Origin of the sequence: Sphingomonas crocodyli (genome assembly GCF_004005865.1) — a bacterium.
Taxonomy (GTDB): Bacteria; Pseudomonadota; Alphaproteobacteria; order Sphingomonadales; family Sphingomonadaceae; genus Rhizorhabdus; species Rhizorhabdus crocodyli.
On record NZ_SACN01000001.1, the window covers coordinates 1384374 to 1401862 of the forward strand.

General features: G+C 59.0%; 15 protein-coding genes. 6 read left to right on the forward strand and 9 right to left on the reverse strand.

Features of this window, described 5'->3' with window-relative positions; all coding sequences use genetic code 11:
• Window positions 1-83 precede the first annotated feature (83 nt).
• From EOD43_RS06500 to EOD43_RS06530, 7 genes are all read right to left on the reverse strand, one after another.
• Window positions 84-1391 (reverse strand): MFS transporter, encoded by a 1308-nt coding sequence (locus tag EOD43_RS06500; protein WP_127742200.1) that lies wholly within the window; start codon window positions 1389-1391, stop codon window positions 84-86.
• Complete coding sequence (locus EOD43_RS06505) at window positions 1388-2782, reverse strand: FAD-dependent oxidoreductase (RefSeq protein ID WP_206363498.1); 1395 nt, start codon at window positions 2780-2782, stop codon at window positions 1388-1390. The genes EOD43_RS06500 and EOD43_RS06505 overlap by 4 nt, the downstream gene beginning before the upstream one ends.
• Window positions 2779-3075, reverse strand: a complete 297-nt coding sequence (locus EOD43_RS06510; protein WP_127742202.1) for a (2Fe-2S)-binding protein — start codon at window positions 3073-3075, stop codon at window positions 2779-2781. The genes EOD43_RS06505 and EOD43_RS06510 overlap by 4 nt, the downstream gene beginning before the upstream one ends.
• Window positions 3056-4177, reverse strand: coding sequence for an NAD(P)/FAD-dependent oxidoreductase (locus EOD43_RS06515; RefSeq protein WP_127742204.1), 1122 nt, complete (start codon window positions 4175-4177; stop codon window positions 3056-3058). The genes EOD43_RS06510 and EOD43_RS06515 overlap by 20 nt, the downstream gene beginning before the upstream one ends.
• 129 nt (window positions 4178-4306) lie before the next feature.
• On the reverse strand, window positions 4307-5221 hold the full coding sequence (locus EOD43_RS06520; RefSeq protein WP_127742207.1) for a LysR substrate-binding domain-containing protein: 915 nt from the start codon (window positions 5219-5221) through the stop codon (window positions 4307-4309).
• 169 nt (window positions 5222-5390) lie between these two features.
• Window positions 5391-8258, reverse strand: a complete 2868-nt coding sequence (locus EOD43_RS06525; RefSeq protein ID WP_164857130.1) for a TonB-dependent receptor plug domain-containing protein — start codon at window positions 8256-8258, stop codon at window positions 5391-5393.
• 213 nt (window positions 8259-8471) lie between these two features.
• A complete protein-coding gene (locus EOD43_RS06530) occupies window positions 8472-9389 on the reverse strand; it encodes a LysR substrate-binding domain-containing protein (protein ID WP_127742211.1) in 918 nt (305 codons plus the stop codon).
• Between the two features lie 75 nt (window positions 9390-9464).
• On the opposite strand from EOD43_RS06530, the gene EOD43_RS06535 reads away from it, so the two are divergent.
• The 5 genes from EOD43_RS06535 to EOD43_RS06555 are packed head-to-tail and all read left to right on the forward strand — an operon-like array spanning window position 9465 to window position 14728.
• Window positions 9465-10601, forward strand: a complete 1137-nt coding sequence (locus EOD43_RS06535; RefSeq protein ID WP_127742213.1) for an NAD(P)/FAD-dependent oxidoreductase — start codon at window positions 9465-9467, stop codon at window positions 10599-10601.
• Entirely contained in the window at window positions 10582-10875 is a 294-nt protein-coding gene (locus EOD43_RS06540) for a (2Fe-2S)-binding protein (protein WP_127742215.1), read from the forward strand. Before EOD43_RS06535 ends, EOD43_RS06540 begins: the two co-directional genes overlap by 20 nt.
• The gene (locus EOD43_RS06545; RefSeq protein ID WP_127742224.1) at window positions 10872-12257 is read left to right on the forward strand and encodes an NAD(P)/FAD-dependent oxidoreductase; all 1386 of its coding nucleotides are present in this window, start codon (window positions 10872-10874) and stop codon (window positions 12255-12257) included. The genes EOD43_RS06540 and EOD43_RS06545 overlap by 4 nt, the downstream gene beginning before the upstream one ends.
• A 39-nt stretch (window positions 12258-12296) precedes the next feature.
• Window positions 12297-13556, forward strand: coding sequence for an MFS transporter (locus EOD43_RS06550; protein WP_127742226.1), 1260 nt, complete (start codon window positions 12297-12299; stop codon window positions 13554-13556).
• Window positions 13557-13591: 35 nt separating this feature from the next.
• Window positions 13592-14728, forward strand: coding sequence for an enolase C-terminal domain-like protein (locus EOD43_RS06555; RefSeq protein ID WP_127742228.1), 1137 nt, complete (start codon window positions 13592-13594; stop codon window positions 14726-14728).
• 82 nt (window positions 14729-14810) lie between these two features.
• Here the strand turns inward: EOD43_RS06555 and ald are convergent, their stop codons facing one another.
• Both ald and phhA read right to left on the reverse strand, forming a co-directional pair.
• Window positions 14811-15908, reverse strand: coding sequence for an alanine dehydrogenase (gene ald / locus EOD43_RS06560; protein WP_127742230.1), 1098 nt, complete (start codon window positions 15906-15908; stop codon window positions 14811-14813).
• Window positions 15909-15981: 73 nt separating this feature from the next.
• A complete protein-coding gene (phhA, locus tag EOD43_RS06565) occupies window positions 15982-16812 on the reverse strand; it encodes a phenylalanine 4-monooxygenase (RefSeq protein ID WP_127742232.1) in 831 nt (276 codons plus the stop codon).
• A 146-nt stretch (window positions 16813-16958) separates the two neighbouring features.
• Here phhA and EOD43_RS06570 point away from each other — a divergent pair, with 146 nt between their 5' ends.
• A complete protein-coding gene (locus EOD43_RS06570) occupies window positions 16959-17486 on the forward strand; it encodes an Lrp/AsnC family transcriptional regulator (protein ID WP_240653104.1) in 528 nt (175 codons plus the stop codon).
• Window positions 17487-17489: the final 3 nt, after the last annotated feature.

Consider the following 17489-nt stretch of genomic DNA (forward strand, 5'->3'; position numbering starts at 1 on the left):
CTTTTCGTCGTTCGTTGCGCTCCAAATCAGACAAGAGCGGCTTGCCGTCAAAGTCGACTTTTTGGCGTCGGTATTCTGTGTGGTTATGCGATAGCCGTTGCTGGGGTGACGCGCGACGGGAGGGATAGGACGATGATCGATGAGACGATCAACGAACCAATCATGAGCGCGAAAGTCATACCAAAGCCTCCACTCGACATATCGAGGAGATATCCGATCGCCAGCGGCGATAAGAAGGCAGCGAGCTGGCCAGCCATATTGATGAACCCGCCGGTGACGCCCATCATACGTGAGGGGACACTGTTCATCGGATAGGCCCAGAAGGTCGAGAAAAATGCGCTCAGGAAGAAGCCGGCGAGCGTCTGGCAGACGATGAGCACGGGCGTCGATTGGGTCGTGAACATTATGTAGAGCAAAGCTGCTGAGATTAGCTCTGTTGCAATGATCGGCACGCCGCGCCGCGCGGGAAACAGGCGGTCGGACACAAATCCACCGACGATGAACCCCAATGTTCCTGCAAAGAATGGCAAGGATGCTGCCGCGCCCATCTCAACGAGCGAGAAACCGCGCGCTTTGACCAGATATGTCGGCAGCCAGGTGGTGAAGCCCCAAAACGCGATGTCGAACACAAACAAGATCAGGAAGTAGCGTAGGATATAAGGCTGCTGCCACGCATCGCGCAGGCTGTGCTTTGCCGTGTCGTCACCCTTGTCGTCCGAGCCTGCCTCGATTTCTGCTCGCTCTTGAGGCGAGATGCGGCGACTTTTCGCGGGGCTGTCCGCCACCAAGAACCAATAGATCGCCGCGATGATAATCCCTGGGATGAACATCAGGTGGAATGCTGCCCGCCATCCCCAAGTGGCCATCACACCGACAACGATGAGAGGTGCGAGCGCCGTTCCAAGAGCATTTGACGACAACATGATGGCGTTCGCGGTCGCGCGCTCACGCAAAGGGAACCAGACCGAGATGGTTTTGAATGCACAGGCCGGAAAAATGCCCTCACCCAATCCGAAGAATAAGCGCGCGAAGAGCATTTGTGCGAGGCTGCCAACCGAGCCGGTGAGGGCTGTGAATGCCGACCACCATAGAAGTGCGATCGTAGTGACCCTTCGCACCCCAAAACGATCAGCAAGGAGGCCACCAGGGATGTGTGAAATCGAATAGCCAGCGAAGAAGGCGCTAAGCACGAAACCGCTTGCGAGCGAACTGAGCTGGAAGTCGGCTGCGATATAGGGAATCGCGATCGACATCACCATGCGATCCATGTGGGAGACGATCCAGGTGATGAACAAAACTGACAGCACGCTGTGGCGTGCTTTCCAGGAGAATGGTGTCGGCATCATATTCTCCTGAGGGGCACTGAGTTGATTGTCGTCGCGCGGCGTCATGCGTCGCTCCGGGCGATTTCGTTCAACGAGGCAAGCTCCTTGAGCGTCACCGGTTTGAGCGGCGGTCGGATGTGGAAATAGCCGACATCTTCGGGTGACCGGTTCTGGGCATCAGCCAATATGCGTGTGACCGTATAGCCGCATTGGCGTCCCTGACATGGCCCCATGCCGCACCGCGTTGCAGCCTTGACCTGATTAGGACCGGGGCGACCAAGATTGGCCATCGCGCGGATCGCGCCTGCTGTTACCTCCTCACACCGACAAGCAATGGTGTTGGCCGGGGGCACAAAGGCCTGCTTGCGGGGGCGGAACATGGCATCTAAAAATGGGCGAACAGCGAGCTCGGCGTGTAAGCGTGCGCGGATAGAATGGGCGCGCCGTGTCACTGCGTTTTCGGTGACGGCGCCAAGTTTCATTGCAACCCGTAGCCCAGCCAATTCGCCGCGCAGACAAGCCGCTTTGGCGCCCCCGATGCCAGCGCCGTCCCCAGCGATGAACACATTGGCTTGCGAGCTCTCCCCCCAATCGTCGAGCACTGGCGTATAGCTATCTTGCGCCGCATTCCACTTGAGCGCGCAATCCATCGACATGGCCGCATGGATATTCGGGACGACGCCCTCGTGAACGAGCAAAAGTTCAGCCGGAACCTGCTTCACCGCTCCCCGCTGGGTGCGATAGCGCAACGTTTGGATCTGGTCTTTTCCCAGGGCCTCGATCTCGGCGACCCTCTTGATGATGGGGAAGCCGCTCGCATGTAGCCGAGCGCTCCAATATAGGCCTTTGAGGAGATCGCGATAGCCGCGCATGGCTCCCGGGAAATGGCGCGTAGCCTGCAACCAACGCCCAGCGGGTGTCGTGTCGAGATAGCCTGCAATGCGGCCACCCGCACTGAGCAATTGCGTCGCGTAGAGCAGAGGAAGAGGCCCGCTCCCAGCGATCCAAACTGGTTGTGTGGGTATTTGACCCGCATTCTTCAAAAGGATCTGAGCAGCCCCAACCGTCAAGACGCCAGGAAGCGTCCAGCCTGGGAAGGGGACGGGGCGTTCTTGGGCTCCCGTTGCAAGGATGATCGCTCTGGCCGTTACACATTCGGCTTTGCCTTCATGCGTCATGTAGGCGTGGAAGCCGGCTTCTATTCGCCAGAGTTGCGAGGTCGGCCGATAGATCGCGCCTGATGCGCGAAACGCTTGGGCTATCGCACGTCCTTCGACGAAGGCGGGGCCTAGAATATTGTCACGGGCTGTTGTCAGCTCGATGGAACGCCAGATCTGTCCGCCGGGTGCCGGCTGATCATCCACGACGAGAACGCTTAGGCCAAGCTCGCGTGCAGCAATCGCCGCGGACATGCCTGCAGGTCCCGCGCCGACAATCAAAAGATCGAAGTGCATCATGCGCTGAAGCCCGGCACGCACCGCTGCCGTTTGACGCACATGCCGTCTCGTGCCGATGTCAGGCAGGTCTGGACCGACGCTACACCATCGACCTCGGCCAGACATTCAAAGCACACGCCCATCATACAATAGGGGGCGCGTTTGCTGCCTGAGACCGGGGTCATGCGCGACCAGGCCTCATCTTGCCGCAGCAATACCGCTGCAACGCTTTCGCCGGGTTCAACCACTGTGGGTAATCCGTCGATATCGATCTTTAGCGATTTCTCGGCGGGGTCATGCAGCTTGCGGAACATCAAAGCGCCTTTGGTGGAAGATATCGAGGGACGCTGGCAGTCGACCGGCTGCGATCGCCTGTGCGAGCGGGAGGGCGTGCACAGCAGCCAGCGTCACGCCGGAATGGCACTGCGCGACAAATGCGCCGGGATGGGTCTCTGACTCGCTGTAGATGGGATAGTGATCAGGGGTCATGATCCGCAGCCCTGACCAGTGCCGTACCAGCTTAGCGTCGCCGAGCTGAGGAAATTGTCGCAAAACCCGAGAGGTGATGGCGGCCGCTGCCGACGTCGTTGTTGAAGCATCGAAGCCGGTTTCTTCGGTCGTCGACCCCATCATTACTGTGCCTTCGCGCGTTTGGCGCGCGTCGAACGAGGGCAGGGGGAGTAAAGGCTGCAACCGTTCGGTGACGAGGATTTGGCCACGTTGAGGGCGGACAGGAATGTCCAGTCCAACTTGGGAGGCGAGAGCTTTTGTGCCCAGGCCAGCCGCCAGAACAATACGAGCGGCTGAAAAGCGCTCTGAAGCTGTCTGGACGACAAATCCGCCTCGCATATCAGAGCGGATCGATCGAACGGGGCTTCCACCCCGAATGCGCCCACCGTTTCGCACGATGCCCATATGCAATGCGCTCAGCAGTCGCAGAGGGTTGGCATGACCATCGCGACGCCCAAAGCTGGCACCTACCACCTCATCGCCAAGGCGCACTTTAGGGAATAGGCTTTGGAGTTGAGACCTGTCGATCATCTCCCAATCAGCCTTGGTGCCCGAAAGCTGATTATGAAGGCGCAGCAGCGCGGATCGACGCTGCTCGAACTCGGTCTCTCCCAAGCATAAGGCTACACCGCCATCATGCTCATATTGGAGGTCGGTGCTGCTAAGCTCTTCAAGCTCAGTGCAGAAGTCTCGCCACAGATCGACCGAATGGCTCGTCCATGCATGATAGCCGGGCATGCCATCGCCCTTACCGTGCTGCCACACCAGCCCGAAATTGGCGGTCGCTGCTCGAAAATCACGGTCCTCGCCATCCAGAACGAGAACGTTCTGTCCGATCCGAGTTAAACCATACGCAATGGCGGAACCGACCGTGCCGGCACCGATGATGACAATGTCCGCGTCCATAACCTTCCCTGTTGGAGGAAAGGCTAGGGGGGGCGTTTCTATTCGTCCAAATCCAAAATTTTGGTGCGGTATTCAGATTGGTTATGCTGTCTCTCGCGAGCTGAGAGGCGGTCAGCGCGATTTTCGGCGTCACACCATTTCGGAGGTCGCGAGCGAAGCTTCTGCTGCGAGCGCCCGGACATGGGTAGCAAACTCCTCGACGAGCATTGCATTGCGGTTGTCGGCGCTACGGCACATGACGAAATGGAATAGGATTTCCGGTTCAAACCGCCGCACAATGACACGGTCTCGCATGCCGCTAATCACAAGCGGATGGACGAGCGAGACACCAAGGCCTTCTGCGACAAAACCACACATGGTTTGCAATGCATTGGCGGCAAGGACGTTTTTGGGCCGTACGTCGTGTTCTTGGAACATACGCTGGATCTGATGGCCAAAGATCCTTGCCGGGTCGGGTGCAAGAAATGGGACGCCCTCGAGATCTGACGGTGTGATCACGCGCTTCTCCGCCAATGGAGAGCCAAGCGGCATGATGCACACGATGGGATGAACCATGATCGGTTCGGTAATGAGATAAGGATGTTCGAGGCCGGAATCGATCAGTCCGATATCGAGCTTGCGAGACGCAATCCGATCCACGGTCCACTGCGATCCAAGCGTTTCAACAGAGCAGAAGACGTGAGGGCGCGACGCTAGAAAGTTTGTTGTCGCGCGCTGAACGAAGTCACCTGACAATGCTGGCATGACGCCGATCGACAGCTGTCCCTTTTCCTCGCGCCGAATGACCTCGACGGCATTCTCAACTTGTCGGACACCCGCAAAGATCTGCTCGACCTCGCGGTAAAGCCGCATGCCTTGTTCGGTTGGGGCGAGGCGCCCTTTGGAGCGATCGAACAATTGAAGTTGGGTGTCCTCCTCGAGATGCGCGATAGCCTTACTCATTCCGGGTTGAGATATACCCATCAGTTGGGCCGCCCGACTGATAGTGCCAGTTTCGATGACGGCCTTGAAAGCCTCAATCTGCCTTAGATTGATATGCTGCATTGCATAACCCCATTGAATACCCGGCGCCTATAAGGGCATCAAAGTGATATCTGACAAAGGCAGTAGACGTCAAACACAGTCACAGGGGAGCTTTTTGGTCAGCAAAATGCCGCTGCGTTTCGGAAGGTCTTCCGTTACGCAGCGGCAGGTCAAAGCCTAGGGTGAAGGCTTAGAGTTTGAAGCGAGCGCCAGCCCGGAACGTCCGCCCGAGGACATCATAAAGGAGCGGATTGATGCTCAGCGGTGCCGATCCGATGCCAGTGCCGAACGCCATCTGGGCGGGATCCTTGTTGGCGATATTGTCGACCGCCAGGAACACTTCGATGTCGTGCGGGAGTTTTACCGTGACGTTGGTGTCGAAGTAGAGTGCGCCAGGCAGACGGTTGTTGTTGATCGTCATATTTGCGGCGGTCGATGTCGGGCAACCGGAGGTGCACTCGACATAGGTGGTATTGTAAACGCCCGAGCTGAAGCCGCGTCCGGTGAGCGAGATCGAGACAGGATCATAGTCATACCCGATGGACGCCAGATAACGCCATTTGGGTAGCGTATTGCGGGCTGTACCATTGGTGCCGTTCGTGCCGACCGTGTCGACCGCCGGCGTGATGCCGTCATTGGTCGTGTTCTCGATGAAGCGCGTGGCCAAGACGCGCAGGCGCACATCGCCTCCAGCGACCGGTCGACGGTAGCTAGCCTCAAAGTCGATCCCGCGCGACTTCTGTCGAGCGACATTCACCGGCTTCACAGCCACCGACGTGATCACGCCAGCCGTGTTACGGGTGATTTGCGAACAGAATTGGGTGTTTCCAAGGAAGCACTGATTGACCAGCGCAGCGGCCGTGACCGTCTGAATCGCGTCTTCGATCTTGATATTGTAATAGTCGACCGAAGCGGCAAAGCCCGGAATGAAGCTCGGCTTGAGCACGACGCCCAGACCCAAACTGTCGGCCTTTTCGGGCTTCAGCGTGGTCGAACCAGATGTCACCTGGAAGACCGTTGTCGCTGCATTCCCACGGAACGGATCGACGATCGAAGTGGTCGAGCTTTGGCCGGACTGGAACAGTTCTGCCAGATTGGGCGCACGGATATCGCGCGACCGGGTGACGCGGAACGTGATGTCGCTGACCGGAGCCCAGGTGAGACCGGCCTTCCAGGTCGTGACATAACCCGAAGTGCTATAATCGGTTGCGCGAACCGCACCGTTGAAATCCAGGCTCTCGGCGAACGGCAGATCCTTGGCGAGCGGGACTACGGTTTCCAAGAAGCCTTCGGTCACATGATAGGAACCAAAGCTCGCCAGGAAATTGCCGGCAAAGAAGGAGCGCGTCGTCGACAGCGGATCATTCGAGCCCGACACGCGCTCGCGCCGATGTTCGATACCCGTGACCAACGAGACCGGCCCCGCCCAAGTCGAGAAGGGTTCACCGCGCAACGTGCCTGCAAACACATCCTGCTTGAGCTTGCTGCGACCCCAGCTGGTTCCCAGAACATAATTGCGCGCGGCTTCACTCGCGACGCCCGTGCCCATAATATTGTAGGGCACGCAGCCGTTGGTCGGATTGGTGAGCGTCGAACGGCAGACGATCGCGCCTGTCGTCGGATTGCGGACGGCGTCGATCGCTTGATTGAAGCGCGATGTGATCGTCAGCAGGCCGTCTGTGTAGACGTTATTGACGCTCCGTTGCGCATAAGCGTCCCACTGCCACTCTTTGCCGAGCGCCGTTAGGTCTCCCTGGAGGCCCAGGACATAACGCTGCGAGGAACGACGGGTGGTCGCGATCGCCGGACCGAGATCCTGATTGAACGTTCCAAGCGCGAAAGCTGTCGTCACCCGCGGGGCAATGCTGGCCGGGATAAAGGCATTGTCCGGCTGAATGATGATGCTGCTCGCAGTCGACGTCGCGCCTGCGGCCACGGTCGCCGCACCGAAGTTGAACTGGTTAAGCGAAGCCACGCGAGACGTGGCGCGGCTATAAGATGCCTGACCATAGATGGTGACGTTTTCGGTCAGTTCATAGCTGGTACGGCCGAACAAGCTTTGGCGGTTCAGCTTAGGATCGAGGTCTCCTGACCGCGCGAAATCCGCATAGAGATAATCGCCGCCAACCATGATGTTGCCGCTGACGATCGAGCCGTAGTTGAACTGCGTGGGCGTCCCGCCTTGACCGAAATAGGTCCCACGCAAAGGACCCGAAGTGATGAGGCCGCCAGGGGTCGCTGTCGCAAAGCCGGCACCCGGTAGGTTGAGCAGCTGTGGCTGGCCGTTGGTCGGGGTGTAGGCCGGGTTGATGAACAGCTTGGAGCTATTGAACCATTTACGGTCGCCGATGCTCTTAATGCCAGCGTTATGCGCAATTTCACCGCTGATCATCACATGACCGCGACCATCCGCAAAGCGTGTGCCGGCGGATAGCGAGATGTTGAAATTGCGATCGTCGCCATAGGTGGTGACGCCGCCCTGGATCGAGCCTTTGAGGCCGGTAAAATCCTTATCGAGGACGAAGTTGACGACGCCCGACACTGCGTCCGAACCCCAGTCCGCCGAGGCACCACCAGTAACGATGTCGACGCGCTTCACCAGCGCCTGAGGGAGCGTGTTGATGTCGACCAGGCCTGTCAGCGTCGATGCAGCAACCCGCTGACCGTCAAGCAGGACCAAGGTGCGGTTCGCGCCGATATTGCGCAGGTTGAGCGCATTCACGCCAATAAGGCCGCCACTGAGCGAGCCGACATTGGCTCTGGGCGAAGTGCTGCCCGAAAGCGATGGCAGCTCGTTGACGAAATCGGCGATGTTGGCGGCCGCCTTCGCGGTCAATTCCTGTGCCCCGATCACCGAAGTTGGGGTCGGTGCCTGATAGCCGTCGCGGATAACGCGGGTGCCGGTGACGACGATCTCGCTAACCGTATTGTCGTTGGTGGTCGTGTCCTGCGCGGCAGCCACGCTGGGCACAGCGACTGTAACCATCGCCAGCAGGCTAGCCGTGTAACGCAGCCCAAGATTATCCGATTTCCTGCCCTTTTCCGAAGGTTTCATCATGCCCCTTTTCCTTCCCTGGTAATTTATTGTCTTCATGGTGAAAGGGGGGTGGGCTTTTAGTCAAAGACGGAAAATCGGGCATCGTATTGGTGCAGCTTATACTGTCGGTAAGCACTTTTTGGTACGCGAGGAATCTCGAAGAAGCTCTCAAGTCGCGGCGGTTCGTAGAGTGGTTTAAGGCATTCGGACCGGTTTGTGCTGGTCGATGGGAGGTTAGCTATCTGTCAAAAGCGACCGCGAAACTTCGGCTGCGGTTAATCGCAGGCGCTCGGCAAATGCGTCGATAATCTCGGCGTTGCGCGTGTCGGCCATGCGGCAGAGTTGATAGTGATACGGAATTTCCGGTTCAAATCTGCGGACAGCTAGGCGTCCGCTATGCCCACTGACTGACAGTGGGTGGATCAAAGTCACGCCGAGGCCAGCTGCCACGCATTCGCACAAGGTCGGTGCGACATTGGCGATCGCGACAGCTCTTGGTCGGACGTTATACGCCTCAAACATGTCCTGCACCCTCCGGCCGATATTGGTATCAGGATGCAAGGTGACGAATGGCACGTCCTCAAGATCATTCGGTTCAATCACCGTCTTTGCGCTGAGCGGATGGCCACTGGGCATGATGCAGACGAGTGGATGCTCGATGAGCGGTTCGCTCACCACATAAGGGTTGTCAAAGCCGGCTCCGACGAGGCCAACATCGAGCTTACGCGCGATCAACCAGTCCAAAATCCATTGCGAGCTCATCTGCTGCACTGAACAGAACACATTGCCGCTATCCCTCACAAAGGCCGGCAAGGCCTGGGGGATGAACGAACTGGCAAGGGCGGGCATTACACCGATCGCGAGCGTACCCTGTTCCTCGCGCCTGATGGCCTCCAGGGCATTTTGCACCTGGCGGACCCCGGCGAAAATGCGGCCAATCTCCTCATAGAGGCGCATGCCGCGATCGGTTGGCACGAGCCTGCCTTTGACGCGGTCGAACAGCTTCAGCCCAGCGTCAGTTTCCATATGGGCTATGAGCTGGCTCATCGCGGGCTGCGAGATGTTGAGCATGCCCGCTCCAGCACTCACCGTGCCCGTCTCGATGACAGCCTTGAATGCCTCAATCTGTCGGAGGTTAACTTCTCTCGCCATAGTATAAGTTCCAGCAATAGCAGGTACCAATTTTCCACTTGGACTAAATGGAATATGGCCGCCTAATTTCGCCAAATGCAAGGGACGAACTCGGAGGCAGACGTCGTCGTTATCGGCGCAGGCACAGTGGGGGCCGCGATCGCCTATGGCCTGGCAGGCCTAGGCCAGCGCGTCGTGGTTCTCGATGGCGGTGACCGCGATTTTCGTGCGGCAGTCGCGAATTTTGGCCTGATATGGGAGCAGGGCAAGGGCATCGAAGTGCCGGGCTACCGCATTCTGACCCATGGCTCGCTCGAGCGTTGGCCAGAATTTTGTGCTGTGCTGGAAGATGAGACCGGGATCGATCTTCATTATGATCGAAGCGGTGGCTTGATGCTGGCCATGAGCGAAGCGGATTTCGAGCGCGTCAGCGCTATGCAAGCGCGGTTGCGTGCGGAACTCGGTGAGCAAATGCCGCCCTGGGAGATGCTCGACCGGGCCGCATTGCAGGCGCTTATGCCCAAGGTCCGGCTGGGCAAGGATATCGTTGGATCTTCTTATGGCCGCGACGATGGTCATGTGAACCCATTGCGCCTGTTGGCGGCCCTCCATGCCGGCATCGTGAAGCGTGGCGGCTCGTTGTGCGGGCAAGCGGTGGTGTCGGCGATCACATCGGACCGCCAAGGCGGCTTGCGGATCGACTATCGTGGCGGATCGGTTTCAGCTGGTCGCGTCGTGATCGCGGCGGGACTGGGATCTAAGGCTCTGGCAGCGCAGGTCGGACTAGATATTCCTTTGCGCGCGCAGCGCGGTCAGATCCTTGTCACGGAACGGATTGAACCCTTTCTGCCACTGCCAATGAGCGGCCTGCGTCAGACGCGCGAGGGATCGGTCCTTATCGGGCTCACTCATGAGGAGGTTGGGCTCGATGCTTCGACAACCGTTGCGGCCGCGGCCGCTCTGAGTGCGAATGCGATCCGTCGCCTGCCAGGACTGGGTGAGGCGAAGCTTGTTCGTCAGTGGTCAGGGCTGCGCATCATGACCCCCGATGGTCATCCGATCTATGCGGAGTCGAGCAGCCATCCTGGTGTGTTCGTTGCGCTTTGCCATTCTGGCATCACGTTGGCCGCAGCCCATTCCGGCATGTTCGCGCAATCTATTGCGCAAGGGTGCCTGCCATCCGCTCTCGATGTTTTTCACCATAGGCGTTTCGATGTTTCGCAAGCTGCATGAACCTGGCCCTGAGCATTTCACAATCGAGATTGATGGCATGCCTGTCACGGCCGAGCCCGGTGAGAGTGTGGCAGCCGTATTGTTGCGACAGCCTGAGGCTTGGTCGCGCTTGTCTCCTGTCGGACGCGGTAAGCGCGCGCCTTACTGCATGATGGGAGTATGCTTTGAATGTTTGGCTGAAGTGAACGGGGTGTCATCGGTCCAGACCTGCGTCGAACCCGTCTGCGAGGGTATGCGGGTGAGCCGTCAGCGCGCTCGAAAGCCGATATCATGAGCGCGGTTGATCTCCTGATCGTCGGGTCCGGTCCTGCCGGCATGTCCGCTGCAATTACCGCGCGTCATCATGGTCTCAATGTGGCTGTCATCGACGATCAACCTGCACCTGGTGGACAGATCTGGCGTGCCGTTGAGCGAAATACGCGCAGCGATGCCATTCTGGGGCCGACCTATGTCGAAGGACGCGCTGTCGCCGAAGCCTTTCGTACAAGCGGTGCGCGCTATTTGCACGGTGCGCAGTTGTGGCAAATTGAGCCGGGTTTCCGCGCCTATTTGAGCCGCAAGCGTGTAGCCGAGATGGTGGATGCGAAAGCCATCATTCTCGCCACAGGTGCGCAAGAACGTCCGATCCCCTTTCCCGGCTGGACATTGCCAGGTGTGGTGACCGTGGGGGCGGCGCAGATCTTGCTCAAGACCGCGGGGCAAATCCCAACCGGCCCGACCTGGATCGCGGGCTGCGGGCCTTTGCCGCTTCTCTATGCAATTCAGTTGCTGCGGGCTGGGGGAGAGCTTGCGGGCTATCTCGATACGACGCCGCCAGGACAGTGGCGTGCGGCCCTCAAGCATCTGCCTAAAGCCTTACGGGCTTCGGCAGATCTGCTCAAAGGGCTTAGCTGGATGGCAAAGCTGACAACCAGCGGAGTGCGCGTCGAGCGCGGGGTGACCGATTTGGAGGCACTCGGTGATGAGAGCCTCCGGCAGGTTCGGTTTGAGACTGCCAAAGGCAGCGAAATTGTCGATGCCGGCGCCTTGCTCGTTCACGAAGGGGTTGTACCCAACATACATATGGCGATGTCACTAGACTGCGCCATCGAATGGGATGACGCACAGCAGTGTTTCAGGCCCGTCGTCGATCCTTGGGGGGAGACATCCCAATCAAAACTCTTTGTGGCGGGTGATGGCGCTGGGATTGGTGGGGCCAATGCTGCGCTCCTGCGGGGTGAATTGGCAGCTTTGAGGGCTGCTGCTCAATTAGGGCGGCTCAGCAGCGAGGCTGCCGCGCACGCTGCTCGCCCGGTGCGTAAGGCCTTGGCACGAGAACTGGCTGTGCGCCCATTCCTCGATGCGATGTTTAAGCCGCGCCGCGCGATATTCGCGCCAACGGATAAGACGATCGTATGCCGCTGCGAGGAGATTAGTGCAGGCGAAATCCGATCGCTCGCCAAGATCGGCTTACCGGGGCCTAATCAGATCAAAGCTGCTAGCCGCTCGGGTATGGGACCGTGTCAGGGACGGCAATGCGGGTACACGATCACGCGCATTTTGAGCGAAGTGCAACAGCGCGCGCCAGCCGATATCGGTTTCTATCATGTGCGCCCCCCTCTCAAGCCGGTCACGCTCGCAGAATTGGCGAGCCTTCAGCCATTGATCGATCAATGACGCTAAGCCGGCCTTTGCTCCTACGGGAAGGACAATAAGATGATCCGAGCGTTTCGCTGGAAAGCGCGCCACACGATATTGTCCGTCCTGTTTGTCACCTCGATCGTGTCGTTTCTCGACCGCATGGTGATGTCGGCGGTGATCCCATTTATCGCCAAGGATCTGGAGCTTACCGCGCTCGAGAGCGGTGTTTTGATGAGCGTATTTTTTGCTGGCTACGCCCTCTCGCAAGTGCCCGGTGGCATGCTTGCCGATCGCTTCGGGGTTCGGCGAGTGACGGCTGTCGCAATGTTGTGGTGGTCAACCTTTGCAGCATTGACCGGGGCTGCGACGAATATGACCGTCATGCTGATTGCCCGTTTTCTCTTTGGCTTGGGCGAAGGGGTTTATCCGGCATCAGCATTTAAGGCGGTGGCAGTTTGGTTCCCGGCTCGGGAGCGTGCAACGGCAAATGCCATCAAGCTCGCCTCGACGCCTCTTGGAGGCGCGCTTGCTCCCCTCTTCGTGGTCGCTGTGATGTCTTTTGGGACGTGGCGGACGGTGTTTTACGCGCTGTTTGTGCCAGGCGTTGTCATCGCCTTGCTGTTCTGGGTTTTGGTGCGCGACGACCCGTCTAAGAGCCCGCACGTAACGCCTGAAGAATTGGCGGAAATCGAAGGTGACGAGCATGTAGCCGTAGCCAAGGTCCAGCCGGGTATGGGCTTTGTCGCGGCATTCCGCGAACCCGGCATCTTGCGCTATTTCCTCGTGCTGTTTGCCTTCAATATCGGCAATTGGGGGTTCACTGGCTGGCTTCCGACATATCTGGTCAAAGTGCGCGGTTTTTCGGCGGTTGAGATGGGCGCGGCAGCATCGCTGCCTTTCTTCGCCGCCACTATTGGATGCTTGATCGGAGGTTGGGTTTCGGATCGCTATTTTAGCACCCGACGCCGCGTCCCAATCATGGCAACCCAGTTGGCAGCGGCACTCTTCCTTTATTTAACCTTCACGGCCTCATCGACGCCCATGCTGATCGTCTGTCAGACGCTCACCGGTTTCTTTTTGAGTGTATTCTCGTCGACCTTCTGGGCGCTGCCGATCACGACGATGCCCAAGTCGCTCATGGGGGTGTTGACCGGCCTCATCAACATGGCCGGCCAGATCGCTGCCTTTTTGTCACCGATCATGATCGGCTTCCTTGTTGGGGCAGCTGATGGAGGCTTTGCGACCGCCTTTGCGCTGATGATCGGGACAATCCTCTTGTCCTGCGCGCTCGTGCTGACCCTTCCCAAACATCGGGTCGACGAGGCCGCCATTTGAGCACCCACTTCTGACGCTACCAAGGAACGATCACCATGCCTCGGATCATCACAGCGGACGTCTTCAAGCTCCGCTACGATTTGGGTGGCTATAAGCTGTCCTATGGCCCGCTGACCGACATGTTCCCCGTCCTGCTCAAACTGACAGACAGCGACGGCAATGTCGGTTGGGGTGAGGCTAATCCGCAGCAGCCCTTTACGGAGGAGGATGCTGACGAGGTCATCCAGGTCCTCAAAGACGAACTGCTGCCGATCCTTTTGGCAGAGCAGGATTGTGAGCCGGCGGAGATTGACGGCCTGCTCGATAAGGTCCGACCGGAAAAGCATCTCCTTGCCAAGGGCGCTGTCAGCATCGCGCTGCTCGATATTAAGGGCAAAAGGCTCGGCGTCCCGGTTGCAAATCTGCTTGGCCAAGTGATCCGCACATCGCTTCCGGTGTCGCATCCGCTCAATAACGGCACGGCTGAAGACGACATCGCGGTGGTCGATGCAAAGCTCAAAGAGGGCTATGTCGATTTCATGCTCAAAATGGGCGCGCCCTCGTCGACGATCGCTGACGAAATCAAGCGCGTGGCGATCCTCGATGAGCGTTATGGCAAGAGCGTTCGATTCAAGGCCGATGCCAATACGGGGTGGACCCGTGAGCAGGCTGCTGAGTTTCTGGCAGGCGTTGAGAACTCGCTTCTCGCCTTCGTCGAAGAGCCCATCGCGAAAGGCGATATCGACGGCATGGCCGAGCTCCAGAAGAATACGAGCTTGTTGATCTCGGCCGACGAGAGCCTGACAGGTATGGCGAGCGCAAAGCGGATTATCGAGCAACGCGCTGCGATGGTCTTCAGCATCAAGATTACAAAGAATGGAGGGCCGTTGCGCGCTCAGGCTTTGGCTAACCTCGCCAAAGACAATGGCATTCTTTGTTATGCGAACTCGATGGGAGAGGGGGGCATAACGCAAGCGGCCTCACTGCATCTGGCAGTCACGACATCCAATCTCATCGATATTGGGCATTCGTTCCGGTCGGTTCTGCGCCTGACAGGCGACGTGACGAACTTCGCTTCTTTCATCAAGAATGGGATTGTCTACCTGCCCGAAGGACCAGGGTTGGGTATCATCGTCGACGAGGACAAGGTGCGGCAAAACGCACTCGTCTCGCACCATCTGGCACGCGACTGAGATCAAGCTGCGTTGGTGAGGCCCGGCTCGAGCTGGGCATCAATATAAAGGCGGGCGCTGGCGCCCGCCTTTAGCACATTGGCTATGCCGCGAACGGCAGATCGAGCGCGTCAGCGACCGCCTTGTGCCGGATCTTGCCGCCCGAGACGTTGAGGCCGGCCGCGAGGTGCGGATCGGCGGCCATCGCGGCGTCGGCGCCCAGATGGGCGAGCTTGAGCACGAAGGGCAGGGTGGCGTTGTTGAGGGCGAAGGCCGAGGTGCGGGCGACCGCGCCGGGCATGTTGGCGACGCAATAGTGGATGATGCCGTCGACTTCGAACACCGGATCGTCATGCGTGGTGGCATGGCTGGTTTCGAAGCAGCCGCCCTGATCGATCGCGATATCGACGAGGACGGAGCCGCGCTTCATCGTCTTGAGCATGTCGCGGGTGACGAGCTTGGGCGCAGCGGCGCCGGGGACCAGCACCGCACCGATCACGAGATGCGCGCGGGCGACGGCGGCTGCAATCGCGGCCTTGCTGGCATAGGCCGTCTTGATCTGGCTGCCGAAGACCATGTCGAGTTCGGCAAGGCGATCGTTCGAGATGTCGTAGATCGTCACGTCGGCGCGCATGCCGACCGCCATCTGCGCCGCATTCACGCCGGCAATGCCGCCGCCGAGGATCGCGACCCGCGCGGGCGCGACGCCCGGAACGCCGCCCAGCAGCACGCCGCGACCGCCTTGGCCCTTTTCCAGATAATGCGCGCCGACCTGCACCGACATGCGGCCCGCGACTTCGGACATAGGCTTGAGGAGGGGGAGGCCGCCGCGCGGCGAGGTGATCGTTTCATAGGCGATGCAGGTCGCGCCCGACGCCATCAGCCCTTCGGCCTGCGGCTTATCCGCCGCGAGGTGGAGATAGGTGAAGAGGAGGTGGCGCGGTTCCAGCATCGCGATCTCGCTCTGCTGCGGCTCCTTCACCTTCACGATCATGTCGGCGCCCGAAAAGACCGCGCCGGCATTGGGCACGATCCGCGCGCCCGCATCGACATAATCCTGGTCCTCGAAATCGATGCCCATGCCCGCCTGGGTCTGGACGATGACTTCGTGGCCGGCAGCGGTCAGTTCGGCGACCGAGGCCGGGGTCAGGCCGACGCGATATTCGTGGTTCTTGATTTCCTTTGGAACGCCGACGCGCATAGTTGCTCCCCAAGACTGAGAATAGCCAAATGGCTGGTGAAAATGGGATTGGCCTGAGAGCGGCGAGCGCGCTTCAAGCGGCCAGAATGTCGCCTTCGCACTCGGCGTCGGCTGCGAGCAAAGGTTGCCCTTGCAGCCGTTCGTAGATCGGACCGAAATCGGTTTGGGACGTCACCTTCAAAAGATGCTCGAAGCTGTCGATGACGAAATAGGTCGGCTGGAATTTATCGAACAAATAGTCGGTCTGCATCACACGACTGAGGTCGAATGTGAGCCGGCGGACATTGGGCGATGTCAGCGCATGGACCGTCTCGCTGTAGCTCGACAACATACCAGCACCAAAGCCACGTAGGCTGCCATTCTCACGCACGATGCCGAACTCGACCGTGTGCAAATAGAGGCGACCCAGATAGTCGGTCGCGCCAAGCTTTTCGGCACGCAATCCGGCTTTGCCATATGCCATCATGAAGTCTGCGAAGACCGGATCGGTCAGGGTCGGCAAATGGCCGAACAGGTCATGAAACATGTCCGGCTCCTCGCTATAATCAAGCGAGTCTGCCGATCTAAGAAAGTTGGCGGCGGGAAAGCGACGTTCCGCCAGATGCTCGAAAAAGGGCTGATTTGGGATAACCCCAGGAACGGCGACGATCTCCCAACCTGTGGCAGCGCCCAGTCGTGCATTGAGCTCACGCAGATCCGGTATACCTGGCTTCGACAGCCGCAAAATATCCAGACCGCTCAGGAAGGCGCTGCACGCTAGGCCATCAAGGGCGCGTGACTGTTGAGCCACCAGCCGATCCCAAGTCGCATGCTCAGCATCGGTAAAGCGATCCCAATTTTGCGGCATCGTCCAGTCGGATGCGACGCCCTCCGGAGGGGTTTCGTACACATGCGTCACAGCCATCACCAAGCTCCTTGTCTTGGCGCGGGACCATATCGTCATGGCTGCGAAACATTGTCCCGAAGGGCGGTCGATCACCGGCTAACTTCGGAACAATGTGCTGACTGCTACCGGCTATAAGGATGATGTTCTGCCGAAAGGCCAAAAATTTGCCGATCGATCTGTGCTGCAGCAACCTGCGGCCTTTGATCGGAGGGATGACAATGGACCGGATTGACTGGAAGATCTTATCAGAGCTCGAAACGGATGGGCGGATGTCGTTCGCCGATCTTGGCGAACGCGTGGGCCTGTCCAAATCTCCTTGCTGGTCGCGTGTGCGCGATCTGGAAGAGGAAGGCGCCATTCAGGGCTATAGTGCGCAGATCGACCCTGCCGCGCTGGGGCTGGCCGTACAATGCTATGCCTTCGTTCGGATCAGCCTCGACGGACATGAAGAGTTCGAGAAGGCTGCGAGCGCCCACCCCGCCATTATCGAGTGCCACACGACGGCGGGCGACAGTGATTATCTGCTGCGGATCTTCGCGCGTTCGGTCGATCATCTCGACGACCTGTTGCGCCATGAAATGTCGAGATTGCCCGGTGTGCACCGCCTCTCGACCACCATCTGTCTCAAAACCATCAAAACTCGTGCGCCTTTGACCCGTTGGGCGACCGCACCCGCCTCGGGAGGGCGTTGAGCT